Annotated in this window: 12 protein-coding genes; 4 read left to right on the plus strand and 8 right to left on the minus strand. The window is 64.6% G+C overall.

All coding sequences use genetic code 11. The features are described from left to right. Nucleotides 1–366: 366 nt before the first annotated feature. From fdxA to EN845_RS35510, 6 genes are all read right to left on the minus strand, one after another. On the minus strand, nt 367–705 hold the full coding sequence (gene fdxA, locus EN845_RS17065) for a ferredoxin FdxA (protein WP_095089463.1): 339 nt from the start codon (nt 703–705) through the stop codon (nt 367–369). Between the two features lie 235 nt (nt 706–940). Further along, nucleotides 941–1,327, minus strand: coding sequence for an RNA-binding S4 domain-containing protein (locus EN845_RS17070; protein ID WP_127279399.1), 387 nt, complete (start codon nt 1,325–1,327; stop codon nt 941–943). A 13-nt stretch (nt 1,328–1,340) separates the two neighbouring features. Further along, the gene (locus EN845_RS17075; protein WP_127872114.1) at nt 1,341–4,727 is read right to left on the minus strand and encodes a helicase-related protein; all 3,387 of its coding nucleotides are present in this window, start codon (nt 4,725–4,727) and stop codon (nt 1,341–1,343) included. Between the two features lie 725 nt (nt 4,728–5,452). Further along, entirely contained in the window at nt 5,453–6,178 is a 726-nt protein-coding gene (phbB, locus tag EN845_RS17080) for an acetoacetyl-CoA reductase (RefSeq protein WP_127277284.1), read from the minus strand. A 122-nt stretch (nt 6,179–6,300) separates the two neighbouring features. After that, the gene (locus EN845_RS17085) at nt 6,301–7,485 is read right to left on the minus strand and encodes an acetyl-CoA C-acetyltransferase (protein ID WP_127277282.1); all 1,185 of its coding nucleotides are present in this window, start codon (nt 7,483–7,485) and stop codon (nt 6,301–6,303) included. 23 nt (nt 7,486–7,508) lie between these two features. After that, nucleotides 7,509–7,667, minus strand: a complete 159-nt coding sequence (locus tag EN845_RS35510) for a hypothetical protein (RefSeq protein ID WP_167531411.1) — start codon at nt 7,665–7,667, stop codon at nt 7,509–7,511. A gap of 120 nt (nt 7,668–7,787) precedes the next feature. Here EN845_RS35510 and phaR point away from each other — a divergent pair, with 120 nt between their 5' ends. Next, nucleotides 7,788–8,396: a polyhydroxyalkanoate synthesis repressor PhaR gene (gene phaR / locus EN845_RS17090; RefSeq protein WP_127277280.1), complete on the plus strand. Its 609-nt coding sequence runs from the start codon at nt 7,788–7,790 to the stop codon at nt 8,394–8,396. A 96-nt stretch (nt 8,397–8,492) separates the two neighbouring features. Here the strand turns inward: phaR and EN845_RS17095 are convergent, their stop codons facing one another. After that, on the minus strand, nt 8,493–8,912 hold the full coding sequence (locus EN845_RS17095; RefSeq protein ID WP_127872113.1) for a rhodanese-like domain-containing protein: 420 nt from the start codon (nt 8,910–8,912) through the stop codon (nt 8,493–8,495). A 108-nt stretch (nt 8,913–9,020) separates the two neighbouring features. On the opposite strand from EN845_RS17095, the gene ftrA reads away from it, so the two are divergent. After that, nucleotides 9,021–10,019 carry a transcriptional regulator FtrA gene (ftrA, locus tag EN845_RS17100; RefSeq protein ID WP_127277276.1) on the plus strand — a complete coding sequence of 333 codons (999 nt, stop codon included), beginning with the start codon at nt 9,021–9,023 and terminating at the stop codon, nt 10,017–10,019. Nucleotides 10,020–10,034: 15 nt separating this feature from the next. On the opposite strand, the gene EN845_RS17105 is transcribed toward ftrA, so the two are convergent. Further along, on the minus strand, nt 10,035–11,177 hold the full coding sequence (locus tag EN845_RS17105) for a citrate synthase (protein WP_127872112.1): 1,143 nt from the start codon (nt 11,175–11,177) through the stop codon (nt 10,035–10,037). 93 nt (nt 11,178–11,270) lie between these two features. On the opposite strand from EN845_RS17105, the gene EN845_RS17110 reads away from it, so the two are divergent. Both EN845_RS17110 and EN845_RS17115 read left to right on the plus strand, forming a co-directional pair. Further along, complete coding sequence (locus tag EN845_RS17110) at nt 11,271–12,359, plus strand: citrate synthase/methylcitrate synthase (RefSeq protein WP_127277272.1); 1,089 nt, start codon at nt 11,271–11,273, stop codon at nt 12,357–12,359. Nucleotides 12,360–12,582: 223 nt separating this feature from the next. Next, nucleotides 12,583–13,713 (plus strand): patatin-like phospholipase family protein, encoded by a 1,131-nt coding sequence (locus EN845_RS17115; RefSeq protein WP_127277270.1) that lies wholly within the window; start codon nt 12,583–12,585, stop codon nt 13,711–13,713. Nucleotides 13,714–14,268 lie beyond the last annotated feature (555 nt).

A 14,268-nucleotide genomic window follows, 5' to 3' on the forward strand; every position in this document is an offset into this window, starting at 1 on the left:
CCCTGAACTCCTTGTTGTGGGCCGGCGGCGGTGCCGGCTGAACTCACGTGATCGGGGTCACCGATCATTAGCCGCACAACAGATGAACCCACCGGAAAAAGCCGGGACCGGCAAACCGCACGAATTGCGACCGCCTGGCCCAGATCGCTCTGGTCCGGAATGGGATTTTCACCTTTCAGTGATTTGGGGCGTCTGCGCCATAAATCGACGTTGTGTCACCGGCATGTTTCGCTGATGTAACACAAAAAGTCGGAAGAATCAAGGTTTTGCTGCGTAAGCGAAGGCCACAACCAATCGCCGCCTGTCAAGGCGGTTAATCCGACGTGCTTGTTACGCTACGTCATACAAGCCTTTACGGCGGTGTTGTCAATCGCCTTCGCCGGGCTCGGCGGAGAAGTATTTCTCGAACTTGCCGGCCTCACCGTCGAAGCTCTTGGCGTCGGCCGGCGGCTCCTTCTTGGCGGTGATGTTCGGCCATTTCTCGGCATATTCGGTGTTGATCTGCAGCCATTTGTCGAGGCCGGACTCGGTGTCGGGCTTGATCGCGTCGGCCGGGCATTCCGGTTCGCAGACGCCGCAGTCGATGCACTCGTCGGGATGGATGACGAGCATGTTCTCGCCTTCGTAGAAACAGTCGACCGGACAGACCTCGATGCAGTCCATATATTTGCATTTGATGCAGTTGTCGGTCACGACATAGGTCATCGGTCGGCTCCGGGATGTCCCGTTTTTGTTGGCTTTTTTTGTGAGGTAACGCCTTTATCGGCTGCTTGCAAGGGTGGCCGTTCCCAGGGGCATCAGGGTTTGGGAATGGAATTCCAAGTGGGCGGCGCCGCGAAGGCCCGGCATGCCCCACCGGCCGTCCTGTTTGCCGCTCCCGGTTCTGCTTTTTGTTTGTCGTTGCCCTCGGGAAACGCCCCTCCGCGGTCGGTCGAACGGCTCAATCTTCGTCGAGCAATCGGTCGGTCTGGCGGCGCTCTTTTTTGGTCGGGCGGCCGCTGCCTGCCTCCCGCAACGCCGGGATGGCATCGGGAAGGGCGTCAGCCTTGGGTGCGGGCGGCGGCGACATGTCTTCATAAAGAGTGCGGGCTTCCTCGGCCGGGCCGCGCCGCACTCCGGCGCCGAGCACCTTCCAGACGAAGATACGCCGGTCGAGCGTGATGGTCAGCACGTCGCCCGGCTTGACCAGATCGGATGCCTGCGCTGCTTTGTCGCGATTGATGCGCACGCGGCCGGCGACCACCAATTTAGCCGCCAGCGAGCGCGATTTCACCGCACGCGAAAAGAACAGCCATTTGTCGATGCGCTGGCGGCCTTCAGCAACCATCGAAGCGCCGAGCCTACTTCTTTAGTTGGTCGCGCAAGGCGGCGAGCTTGGCGAAGGGGGAATCCGGATCGAAGCGCACCGGGCGCTCCTCGCGCGGCTTGGGTTGGAAGGCGGGCTTTCCGCCCCCCTTGCCTTCCGGCCTGCCGCCCTTCCAGTCCGGGCGGCCTTCACGGCGCTCGGGACGATCGCCTTGCGGGCGGCCATCGCGGCGCTGCTCGCCGTCACCTTGCGGCTTGGGCTTGAACTTCGAGCGGTCGAAGCGCGGCTTGCCGGCGCCGTCGCGGCGTCCTTCATGGGCGGGACGGTCCGTGGGCGTGCCTGTTGCCGGTGCGCCGCCGGCATCGGCCGACGCGTTGCCTCGGCCGCGCGCTTGTCCGTTTTGCGGGCGGTTGTTGCGGCCGTCGCGATGACGCGGACGCTGGTCAAAGCGGCCTTGGCGCCACAACAGGATCGGCTTTGGCGCTTCGGCTTCCGGCACCGTTTCGCCGACGGCTTGCGCCACCGCAACGGGTTCGGCGGCTTCCGTCGGCGCGGAGGCCCCGACGGCCGGCTCCGCCGCCGCGGCGCCCTCTTCTGGGGGCGCGGCGTCAATCTCGGCAGTCTCAGCTTCGGCCCGCGACTCAACCGGCGCCGGCTCGACGGGTTCAACGGCGGCTTCGGCCACAGGCGCCTCTTCGCCCCCTGCAACGTCAGCCGTGGCTTCCGCCTGCTCTTGCACGGCAGCTTCCGTCGGCGCGTCTGCCGCGATTTCGGCCGCAACCTCCATCGCCGCGACGGCTGCCGCATCCGGCACCGGTTCCGATCCTTCGGCGGCTGGCGCTGCCGCCTCTTCCGCCGCCTTGGCCTGTTCCGCGCGGGCTGCCTCCGCGGCTGCCTGCTTGGCCGCGGCGGCTTCCCGCGCGGCAGTATCCTGCGCTTCCAGCCGCGCCTTGACGTCCGCCGCCGGCTTCGGCTCGGCGCGATAGCCGAGACCCTTGAGAATCTCTTCCATGTCGTCGGCGGTGGCGCCGAGGATCGACATCATTGGCGGCGTCACCATGAAGGACTGGCCGTCATAGGCGCCGTCCGGTCGCTGGCCGAGGCCGGGCTTCCAGTTGGTCGCCGGGCGGATCAGGTCAGCCAGCCGCTCCAGAATGTCGATGCGAACGGCGCGGCGGCCGAGATTGCGGTAGCCGGCAAGCTTGTAGAACGCCTTGTCGAAGGCCGGATCGATCACCACCGAGGTGCGGCCCGATGCCAGCGCATGGACGACGTCGCCGAAGCCGGGCTTGTCCTTGCCGTCGTTCTTCAGCGCCCACAGCAAGGTCACCAGTCCGGCGGGCGCCGGTTTGATCAGCGCCGGCACGAAGACGTGGTAGGCACCGAAGCGCACGCCGAGCCGGCGAAGCGCCGCGCGGCCTTCCTGGTCGAGCGACTTCATCTCCTCGGCGATGTCGCGGCGATTGATGAGGCCGAAATTCTCGACCAGCTGGAAGGCGATGCCGCGGCCGATACCGGAAATCTGATCGGCATTTTTCAAGTCGACCAGCGGCTTCAGCAGGGATTCGATCTGGAAATTGACGAAGCGCTCGGCGCGCGCGGCGACCTTGTCGCGCGCCGGGCCGGTGAGCTGTTCGTCGGCCAGCAGCACCAGGCGCGGCTTCAGCGCGTCCTCGCCCGAAACCAGTGTGCCGATCGGCGCGCCGATCCAGCGCAGCGTGCCGTCCGAACCGAGCGCTAGATCGCCATTGGCGCAGGCACCGAAGCGCTCCGCGCGTGCATCGAATTCGGCGGCCAGCGCCTTTTGCGCGGCCGTGCGCACGGCCTTGGCGTCTTCGCCGCCGGCGGTCTGGTCGGCGGTGAAGCGGAACCCTTGTAACTCGCCGACGTGATGGCCTTCGACAAGGACGGTTCCGGTAGGACTGATTTCGGCTTCAGGCATGGTATTTTCTCTAAGGCGCCGCATGAGGACGGAAGTCCTGCGGTCTACGAAGCGTTTCGTCAACCGCTCATGCAGCGCATCCGACAATCTGTCTTCGATTTCGCGCGTCTTTTCCTGCCAGTGTGCCTGATCGGCCAGCCAGCCGGGCCGGTTCGACACGAATGTCCAGGTGCGGATCTGGGCGATGCGGTGCGACAGCGTGTCGATATCGCCCTCGGTGGTGTCGGCGCGGCGCACCTGCTCGGCCATATAGTTCTCGTCGACATGACCATGCCGGGCGAGGTCCATGTAGATCGAGGCGATGAGGTCGGCATGCTGGGCGGGCGCGATCTTGCGATAATCCGGCAGCGCGCAGGCTTCCCACAGCAACGCCACGCGCTTGGCATTGGTTGCGAGCGCGCGGATGCCTTCGTCGCGGGAGAGATGTTCGAGCGCCTGGGCATCGACGGCCGGCAGTGCGCGTGTCAGGCCCTCGACCGGGGCGTTGGTCTCAATGGAACGCTTCAGCGCATCGAGGCTGGCGAAATCGAATTGGGCGGTGCGCCACTGCAGCACCTTCACCGGGTCGAAGTCATGGCCCTCGATCTTCTGGACCAGGTCCTCGTCCAGCGGATCGACCTGGCCGGTGACGCCGAACGTGCCGTCGCGCAGATGCCGGCCGGCGCGGCCGGCGATCTGGCCGAGTTCGGCCGCCGTCAAATTGCGGTACTGGTAGCCGTCGAACTTGCGGTTCTGGGCAAAGGCGACATGGTCGAGGTCGAGGTTGAGACCCATGCCGATCGCGTCGGTGGCAATGAGATAGTCGACATCGCCCGACTGGAACAGCGCCACCTGGGCATTGCGGGTGCGAGGCGACAGCGCGCCCAGAACCACCGCCGCACCGCCCTGCTGGCGCCGGATCAGCTCGGCGATGGCGTAGACCTCGTCGGCGGAGAAGGCGACGATCGCGGTGCGCCGTGGCAGGCGCGTCAGTTTCTTGGAACCGGCATAAGCCAGATGCGACAGGCGCGGCCGCGTCACCACCGAGACGCCTTTCAGCAGCCGCTGGAGGATGCCGTGCATGGTGGCCGCGCCGAGCAGCAGCGTTTCCTGGCGACCGCGCAGATGCAGGATGCGGTCAGTGAAGATATGGCCGCGCTCGAGGTCGCCGGCCAGTTGCACCTCGTCGATGGCGACGAAGGCGGCGTCGGTCTCGCGCGGCATGGCTTCGACGGTGCAGACCGAATATTTGGCGCCCGGCGGCTGGATCTTCTCCTCGCCGGTGATGAGCGCCACCTTGTGGGCGCCAACTTTCTCGCAGACGCGCGTGTAGACCTCCCGGGCCAGCAGCCTCAGCGGCAGGCCGATGACGCCGGTTTCGTGCGCCACCATGCGCTCGATGGCGAGATGGGTCTTGCCCGTGTTGGTCGGCCCAAGCACGGCGGTCACGTCGCGGCCCGACAGGATCAGCGGCTCGGTATGTTTCTGCTGGATGTTCATCGGCTCGGAAATAAGGCTTTCTGGCCTCTCGTTGTCGGGAGCGTGCCTGGACGGCGCGTATGACAGCCGACACATAGGGATTTCGGGCGCGAAGCGAAAGCGGAATGTTCCGCCCGGGTTCCGAAGACGCCCGTGTCAGCCCGCAAATCAGTTCCTGCTTAACAGTTGGAACGAGTCTGGAACGAATCAGCGACGAATCGGTGACTCCGTCAGATTCAGCTTTTGTTCACGGCTAGATATGGATTTTGCGACCATGAGTCTCACCACATGCTGAATCAGAAAACTGGCCCGTTTTATGCTAGGCGAACCTCTCTGTTAACTTTCGCCTGTGAACGAGGTCGGGGGCTCGATGCGCACTGCTCAAGATTATGAAATTGTTAATCTTTCTGAATTGTGGGTTAAGAAACTATGGGTGATCTCGGCCTATTAATGTTAACTTCCGCTCAAAGCCGGAACGAATCGGCGACAAAACAGCGTCAGCGCTATTTTCCCTTTTTGTTCCCCCAATATCTTGTGTTGTGAACAGCTTATCCACCGAGAATCCACAGGCTTGCCCACAGGTTTCGCGCAGGCGCGCTGCCGCCATTAACCTTTGCGTGCCGGATTGGGGCAGCCGCTCGTAGCGAGGGGTTTTAGGCCCAGAGCATCACTTGAAAACGGACCGGTTTCCCGGTCCGTTTTCGCCCGTCAAGGCCGCTGGTTGGTGGGCAGGCGAAAATCAATGCCTAGACGAAGTACTGGCCGCCATTGGCGGTGAGGGTCGAGCCGGTGATGAAACCGGCATCCTCGGAAGCGAGGAAGACGACGCAGCGCGCGATCTCTTCCGGCTCGCCGAGGCGGCCGACCGGGATTTGCGGGATGATGCGCTCGTTGAGCACTTTCTCGTCGATCGCCTTGACCATCTCGGTGGCGATGTAGCCCGGGCAGATGACGTTGACGGTGATGCCCGCGCGGGCGCCTTCCTGGGCGAGCGCTTTCGAGAAGCCGATGTCGCCGGCCTTGGCAGCGGAGTAATTGACCTGGCCGGCCTGGCCCTTCTGGCCGTTGATCGAGGAGATGGTGATGACGCGGCCGAACTTGCGGTCGCGCATGCCGCTCCACAGCGGATGGGTCATGTTGAAGACACCGGACAGATTGGTGTCGATCACCTCTTTCCACTGCTCGCGCGTTATCTTGTGGAACATGGCGTCGCGGGTGATGCCGGCGTTGTTGACCAGTACCGAGACAGGGCCGAGGTCGGCCTCGATCTGCTTGATGCCGGCGGCGCAAGCGTCATAATCGGCGACGGACCATTTGTAGACCGGAATGCCGGTCTCGGCCTTGAATTTCGCCGCCGCATCGTCATTGCCGGCATAGTTCGCGGCAACCGAATAGCCGGCAGTCTTCAAAGCGATCGAGATGGCAGCGCCGATACCGCGCGATCCACCCGTGACGATTGCAACCTTGGTCATGTGTTCTCCTCCCGTTGGTCGGAGGAGCGAATAGGGAGTAGCCAATAGCGAATAGGGTTTGATGTCCCGCCGCGCTGAGGCCGTTCTTCCTTATTCGCTACTCCTGTTCGCTATTGGCTTGTTCAGATGGCTTCGACGCACATGGCGACGCCCATGCCGCCGCCGATGCATAGGGTGGCCAACCCCTTCCTGGCGCCGCGGCGACGCATCTCGAAGACCAGCGTGTTGAAGACGCGGGCGCCCGAGGCGCCGATCGGATGGCCGATGGCGATGGCGCCGCCATTGACGTTGACGATCGAGGGGTCCCAGCCCATGCCCTTGTTGACGGCGCAGGCCTGCGCGGCGAAAGCCTCGTTAGCCTCGACCAGGTCCAGATCGCCGACCGACCAGCCTGCCTTTTCCAGAGCGCGCTTCGAAGCGGGAATAGGTCCGGTGCCCATGATCGCCGGATCGACGCCGGCGGTTGCCCAGGACACGATGCGCGCGAGCGGGGTGACGCCGCGCCGAGCGGCCTCCGCTTCGCTCATCAGCAGCGCGCCGGCGGCGCCGTCATTGATGCCGGAGGCGTTGGCGGCGGTCACCGTACCGTCCTTGTCGAAGGCCGGCCTCAGCTTGGTCATGGCATCGATCGTGGCGCCGTGGCGGATGTACTCGTCCTGATCGACAACCGTGTCGCCCTTCTTGCCCTTGATGGTGAAGGCGACGATCTCGTCCTTGAACTTGCCGGCTTTCTGCGCGGCCTCGGCCTTGTTCTGCGAGCCCAGCGCGAACTGGTCCTGGTCGTCGCGGGTGATCTGGAACTGGCGGGCGACGTTCTCGGCGGTGTTGCCCATGTGGTAGCCGTTGAAGGCGTCCCACAGCCCGTCCTTGATCATGGTGTCGATCATCTTGTAGTCGCCCATCTTGACGCCGGCGCGCAGATGCTCGGCGTGCGGCGACAGCGACATCGATTCCTGGCCGCCGGCGATGATCACCTTGGCGTCGCCGGTGGCGATCTGCTGCATGCCGAGCGCGATGGCGCGCAGACCCGAGCCGCAAACCTGGTTGAGGCCCCAGGCGGTGGTTTCCTTGGGCAGGCCGGCAAGGATCGAGGCCTGGCGGGCTGGGTTTTGGCCTTGCGCCGCGGTCAGCACCTGGCCGAGGATGACCTCGTCCACCTCGGCCGCCTCGACGCCCGTACGTGACAAAAGCTCCTTGATGACGACAGCACCGAGTTCATGCGCCGGCGTGGCCGCGAAAGCACCGTTGAAGGAGCCGACGGCCGTGCGTGCGGCACTGGCGACAACGATGGAATTGGCAGAGGACATATTCTTCTCCAGACTTCGAGCTGTCATGTTTTCAGGCATTGTTGGCAACTTTTCTTGCCCTTTCCATGACCCAAGTCAAACCGGAAATCGGCATGGCGCCCATGCGCCGCAAGCAGGTCGCGCATCGCCGTGCCGGCGGACCGGGCGCTGCTGCGCAGCATATTTTGCCCGCTATGCAGCATAATATGATCCCGCAGTGCACAAACTGCTTGGAATTGTGGGGCTTTTGCGCATATCCTCAAAAAGGGCGCAATCGTTACCGGCTGCTTACTCAGGCGTGCCGGTGTCCGGGGAGGATGCAGATGGCCGCAAAAGACGACCCGATCATTATCAAGAAATACGCCAACCGCCGCCTCTATAATACGGGGACGAGCACCTATGTGACGCTCGAGGATCTGGCCGAGATGGTCAAGAAGGGCGAGGAATTCACCGTCCAGGACGCCAAGACCGGGGACGACATCACCCATCCGGTGCTGACGCAGATCATCTTCGAGCTGGAGAACAAGGACGGGCAGAACATGCTGCCGATCCCGTTCCTGCGCCAGCTGATCGCCTTCTATGGCGACCAGATGCAGATGATCGTGCCGAGTTTCCTCGAACAATCGATGATCGCCTTCTCCAAGGAACAGGAGCGGTTCCGCGAGCAGATGAAGGGGGCCATCGGCAAGTCGCCGCTGGACGTGATGAAGATGGCGACGCCGATGAAGGCGCTGGAAGAACAGACACGGCGCAACATGGAAATGTTCCAGAATGCGATGCGGCTGTTCACGCCATTTCCGCCGGCGGGTTCCGCACCCGCCGCGGCCCCTGCCGAATCGGCCAGGAAGGAAGCGCCGGAGAAACCCGACGATCTGCAGCAGCTGAAGGACCAGATCGCTGCCATGCAGCGCAAGCTCGACACAATGTCGTAAGGGGCGGGGTCCAGGCCAAAATCCGCCGGTGTCTTATCGGTCGATGGTCGACTGCCACAGGTCGCGGATTTCGTCGGGTAGCCCGTCCAATGGGCATCATGGGCGCAGGACACCAGGCTCCTTGCCCGAAGCGAAGGGCAGGTCCTCATCCTGCCAGCCTGAAATGCCACCGATCATGATCTTGACCGGAAGACTAAGGCTGGCCAGTTTGAAGGCCGCCCGATCCGCGCCATTGCAGTGCGGGCCGGCGCAATAGACCACGAACAGCGTGCCTGACGGCCATTTTCCCATCCGCTCGGCCGATATCTCGCGGTGCGGCAGATGCAGCGCGCCCGGTACATGGCGGCGTTCATAGGCTTGCGGCGATCCGACGACGTGCAGAAGCACGAAGTCCGGCTCTCCGCCGCGCAGCGTCGCGGCGACATCGGAACAGTCGGTTTCCACGGAAAGCCGGCGCAGGAAATGGTCCCGGGCAATCTCCGGCGATGCCGCCGGTATGTCTGTCACATAGCTCATCAAATTTCTCCATCTCTGATGGAGCTGTTCTCCATCGCTGATAGGTCAGAGGTAGCGCAGCGAGCCGGGCGATTGCAGCTGGCAGCTTTGCCATATATCGTCAAGATCATGCCAAACATGTCGCTTGCCAGTCCGCCCCCTGCCAACCCGCTTGTCGTCGCAATCGCCTATGACGGGCTGTGCACGTTCGAATTTGGCGTGGCGGCCGAGGTGTTCGCCTTGCCCAGGCCTGAGATGGGCCCGGATTGGTACCGTTTTGCCGTTGCCGGCATAGACGCCGGTGAAATGCGGGCGATGGGCGGCGTGCGCATCCTCGCCGATGGCGGACCTGACTTGATCAGCGAGGCCGGCACGGTCATCGTGCCGGGATGGCGCGGTGTGGATTGTCCTGTGCCGCCTTTGCTGATCGACGCACTTCGCAAGGCGAGCGAGCGGGGTGCGCGGGTTCTTTCCATCTGCTCGGGCGTCTTCGTGCTTGCCGCGGCCGGCCTGCTCAAGGGCAAGAAGGCAACCACGCATTGGCGCTACGGCGAAAGGCTGAAGGAGCGGTACCCCGACATCACGGTGGTACCCGATGTCTTGTACATCGACGAGGGCAATGTGCTGACATCGGCCGGCAGCGCGGCCGGCATCGACCTGTGCCTGCATCTGGTTCGGCGCGATTTCGGCACCAAGGCGGCCAACATGGTGGCGCGCCGCCTGGTCGTGCCGCCGCACCGCGACGGCGGCCAGGCGCAATATGTCGAGAGCTCGGTGCCCGAACCTCACGAGCGCAGTCGGCTTGGACCGTTGATAGACAGGATGCGCGCCGACATTTCCGCCGACTATCCGGTCGCCACCCTGGCCGGGATGGCCGGGATGAGCGAGCGGACATTTCTACGCCGGTTCGCTGCCGCAACCGGCGTCACGCCGGCAAGCTGGCTCCTGTCCGAACGGCTTTCTCGGGCGCGTACGCTGCTCGAAGATACAAGCTTGCCGATCGACCGCGTTGCCGAGACGGCCGGATTTGGCGCGGCGGCGACGTTGCGGCATCATTTCCGCCGGCGGTTCGCCACGACCCCCGCCACATACCGGGCGCGGTTCGGGGCCAACGCCAACTCCGGCTGACAACGTCTCAGGCCATCACGTCAACAATCCCTCATAGCGGCCGCGCGGCCTGATGATGCTGCCGCTCACGATCTGTTCGACCATGTGCGCGGCCCAGCCGACGCTGCGTCCAAGCGCGAAGAGCTGGAACGGCGCATCGCGCGGCAGGCCAAGGCCGCGCGTCAGCACGGCAAGGGCAAAGTCGATATTCGCTGGAGCGCCGGTCGCGGCGATGGCGGCGGTTTCCAACGACCGCAATGTCTCGTCATTGTTGTCGATGGCCGCCAGAAGCGCCGTGGCGCGGGGATCGCCCTCGGGATAGAGTTGGTGGCCGAAACCCGGCAGCGGCCGGTCGTGGCCGAGCCAGCGCCGGATCGCGGCATCGGATCCATGACTTGCGGCGTCCTCCGCCAGTTGCATAACCGCCTCGCCGGCACCGCCGTGGCGCGGGCCGGACAGCGTCGCCAGGCCCGCGAGCAGGCACGCGGCGGGCGAGGCGCCGGTCGAGGCCGCGACGCGGGCCGCGAAGGTCGATGCGTTGAGTTCGTGATCGGCGAGCAGGACAAGGGCACGGCGGATTGCTTCCGCGCCATCATCGTCCACCGACCAGCCCCGTGCCAATCGCCGATGCACTGGTTCCGGTCCCGCCACGGCACCGAGGGCGCCGGCCAGCACGCCGATCGCGTGCGCCGCGTCGGCGCATAGCGAGGCGGCACTTCGTCCCAGCGAAGGCCGCGCCTGGCCGGCAAGCAAGGCGAGTTGCGCAAAGGCCGGGGCGCGGCCGATCTGGCGCGCCGCATCCGGCGACGGCGTTTCGAAACGGACGGGGCGAGGCAGAGCCCAGAGCAGCCCAGCGGTTTCTTCCAGCGTGGCATGGTCGGACAGCGCTGCGGCGTCCCGGCCTCGATAGATGAGGTGGCCGTGCCAGACGGTCGAAACCGAAGTGACAATCGACGGCTCGCCCCAGGCGATCGCGCTCTCGGCGATGGCCGACGGGCTGCGCCCTCGCGCCCTTCGCGTTGCCAGCGCCGCGATGTCGTCGGCGCGGTACTGGCTGCGGCGCGGATCGTCCCGATCCGGGCGCATGCCGATGCGTCCGCGGCTGACATAGGCATAGAGCGTCTGCGGCCTCACGCGCAGCCTTTCCAGCGCCTCTTCCCGCGACAGCCATTCGGACATTTGGGTCTCTGATATTGATTCTATTGATCAAGATTGATGGATATGGTGCTCACCCTTATCTCCCATCGGGAAAAGCTTCAAGGAGACAAGGCTATGGCGAATGGGCTCGATGATGTGGTGGCGGCCGAAACCGTGCTGTCCGATGTGGATGGTCTAGGCGGTCGCCTGACGATCCGGGGCCATTCGCTTGGGGAATTGGCAGGGCGATGGAGCTACGCCCAGGTCGTCCACCTGCTGCTGGACGGGTTCTTCGACGATCTGCCTGGCGATGCCGAACTGGCGGCAAAACTGGGTGAGGCTCGCGTCGAGGTGTTTGACCGGCTCGCGCCCGCGCTGCCCTTGCTGACACCGCTCGACATCTACAGCGCCATGCGTGCGGGCATGGCACTGCTGCCGGATGGCGAGACGCTGACGGACGCCTTGCGGCTGATCGCGGCGCCGGCGGTGCTGACGCCGGCCCTGCTGCGCCTGCAGCGCGGCGAGCAGCCGATCGCACCCGACGGCAAGGCGGATCATGCCGCCGACATGTTGAGGATGCTCAGGGGATCGGTTCCGTCGCCGGCCTTGGCCAAGGCGCTCGACACCTATCTGGTGACCGTGTGTGATCACGGGCTCAATGCGTCGACCTTCGCCACCCGCGTCGTCGCCTCGACCTTGGCCGGCCTGACATCGTCGGTACTGGCGGGCCTCGGCGCGCTCAAGGGACCGCTGCATGGCGGCGCGCCCGGCCCGGTCATCGATATGCTCGACGCGATCGCCGCGCATGGCGATGCGGCCGGCTGGCTGCGCAATGAGATCGCGCAGGGCAGGCGCATCATGGGCTTCGGCCATCGCATCTACCGTGTGCGCGATCCGCGCGCTGATGTGCTGAAAGCGGTGGTGCGCAAGCTGGGCGGCGAGGGCGGCACCGGCCGCCGGCTGGCTTTCGCCGAGACGGTCGAGCAGACGGCGCTCGAGGTGCTTCGGATCGCAAAGCCGCAGCGCTCGCTGCAGACCAACGTCGAATTCTACACAGCGCTTGTCCTGGAAGCGGCGGGCTTTCCGCCGCAAGCTTTCAGCAATGTCTTCGCCGCCGGGCGCGTTTCCGGTTGGGTCGCGCATGCGCGTGAGCAGCAGACCACCGGACGGCTGATCCGTCCGCAGTCACGCTATGTCGGGCCGGTGCCGGATCTCGTCGCCTAGCTCCAGTCTGCCAGGGTTCATGCCTGTTTCGAAAGCTACGGCCTCTCCGCTTTGCAGCGGAGGGGCTTTTTCGACATGACCGAAATTTCATGTGATCACGCGACCGTGTTCGTGTTCTTGCCTTGGTCCGTCCTTATATGCTGCACTGCAACATAAGCCGGCGACAGCTGCTTCCTTCCAATGACGTAGGGGCAGGCCGGCGCATCAGGATGACAGGAACGCCATGACGAAGAACGGCAAGGCGGAGGAAAAGAAGAAGATCAACATCGCGCTTCAGGGCGGCGGCTCGCACGGCGCCTTCTCCTGGGGCGTGCTCGACCGACTGCTGGAGGACGGCAGGCTGGAGATATCGGCCGTTTCCGGCACCAGCGCCGGCGCCATGAACGCGGTGGCGCTGGCTGACGGCTTTGTCCGCGGCGGAGTCGAGGGCGCGCGCAAGAAGCTGGACGATTTCTGGCATGCGGTGGCGGCGAAGGGCCGGTTCAGCCCGGTGCAGCGCATGCCGTGGGATGTTGCCTGGGGCAACTGGTCGATCGAGAACACGCCGGGCTATGTCTTCTTCGACACCATGTCGCGGGTGTTCTCGCCCTATGTCGCCAATCCGCTCGGCCTCAATCCGCTGCGCGACGTCGTCGCGCGGGAGATCGACTTCAAGAATGTCCGCGCCTGCAAGTCCATGGAACTGTTCATCTCCGCCACCAATGTCGAGACAGGGCAATTGCGGGTGTTTTCCGATGGCGAGATCGACCTCGATACGGTGATGGCCTCGGCCTGCCTGCCGCAATTGTTCCGTGCCGTCGAGATCAAGGGCGTGCCCTACTGGGATGGCGGTTATGGCGGCAATCCGGCGCTCTACCCGTTCTTCAAGACGGCGGCGACCGAGGACGTGCTTCTGGTGCAGATCAATCCGGTGGTGCGCGAGGGGACACCTAGAAGCGCCAACGAGATCCAGAACCGCATCGACGAGATCACCTTCAATGCCGGGCTGCTGCGCGAATTCCGCTCGATCGCCTTCGTCAAGGAACTGATCGCCGCCGGGCGTCTGCCGCATGGCGAATACCGCGACATCCGCATGCATCGCATCGACGCCGACGAGGCGTTCAAGGATCTGTCGGCATCCTCCAAGGTCAATGCCGAGTGGGCCTTCCTGACCTATCTGCGCGACCTCGGCCGCACCGCCGCCAGCGATTGGCTGGAGGAGAATTACGATGCGGTCGGCAAGCATGCAACGCTCGATCTTTCGGGCGAACTCGATGACGGGTTCAAGCCGATGCGCGGTCCCGCACCGGGCCGTCGGGTGAAGGAATTTCTCGCCGTTCGCAAGAACCCGGAGGCGGAGCGCCGTCGGGCCTGAACCTGACGGAACTGGCTTCAAGAGGGGGCAGCGTTTGCCGGCACTCGTGGCCAAGCTTCCGGAGCAGCGCCTGGTTCAGCGTTGGTGTGACAGCAACCTTGGCGTGCGGGAGAGCCGTCATCATGCTGACGTCTGTTGCCACTGACGATCGGATGGCGCCGGCCCCGGGGGCGTTCTGAGGCATCGGGCGCAACGCTCGATCCAGAATTGCGAATGGGACGAAACACGCCCGGCGTTCTCGCGCCAGTCTCGCGCCGACCCCGTCGTCGCGCGTATCAGGACACGATGAGCGGGACGTAATACTGTCAGCGCATTGGTGTTTTCAGCATCTGGTTCGACCTCGGCGCATCGGGATCGGCACGCCTGATCCGAAGCAGCTGCCGCGCCTTTTCCCGAGCGATTCCAGGATCTTGGCCCGGCGTTGTGGCGCCGCAGCCCCTAGTCCCTCGCCGATAGCGGCGACGCGGATTGTCGGTTCGTGCCTGCACTTCAATCAGCGAAGCGAAGCGGATCGCGGCTCTATGCCGGAGACGGCCATGGCGATCAGGGCTGGTC

It is taken from the genome of Mesorhizobium sp. M8A.F.Ca.ET.202.01.1.1 (assembly GCF_004791595.1).
Classification (GTDB): domain Bacteria; phylum Pseudomonadota; class Alphaproteobacteria; order Rhizobiales; family Rhizobiaceae; genus Mesorhizobium.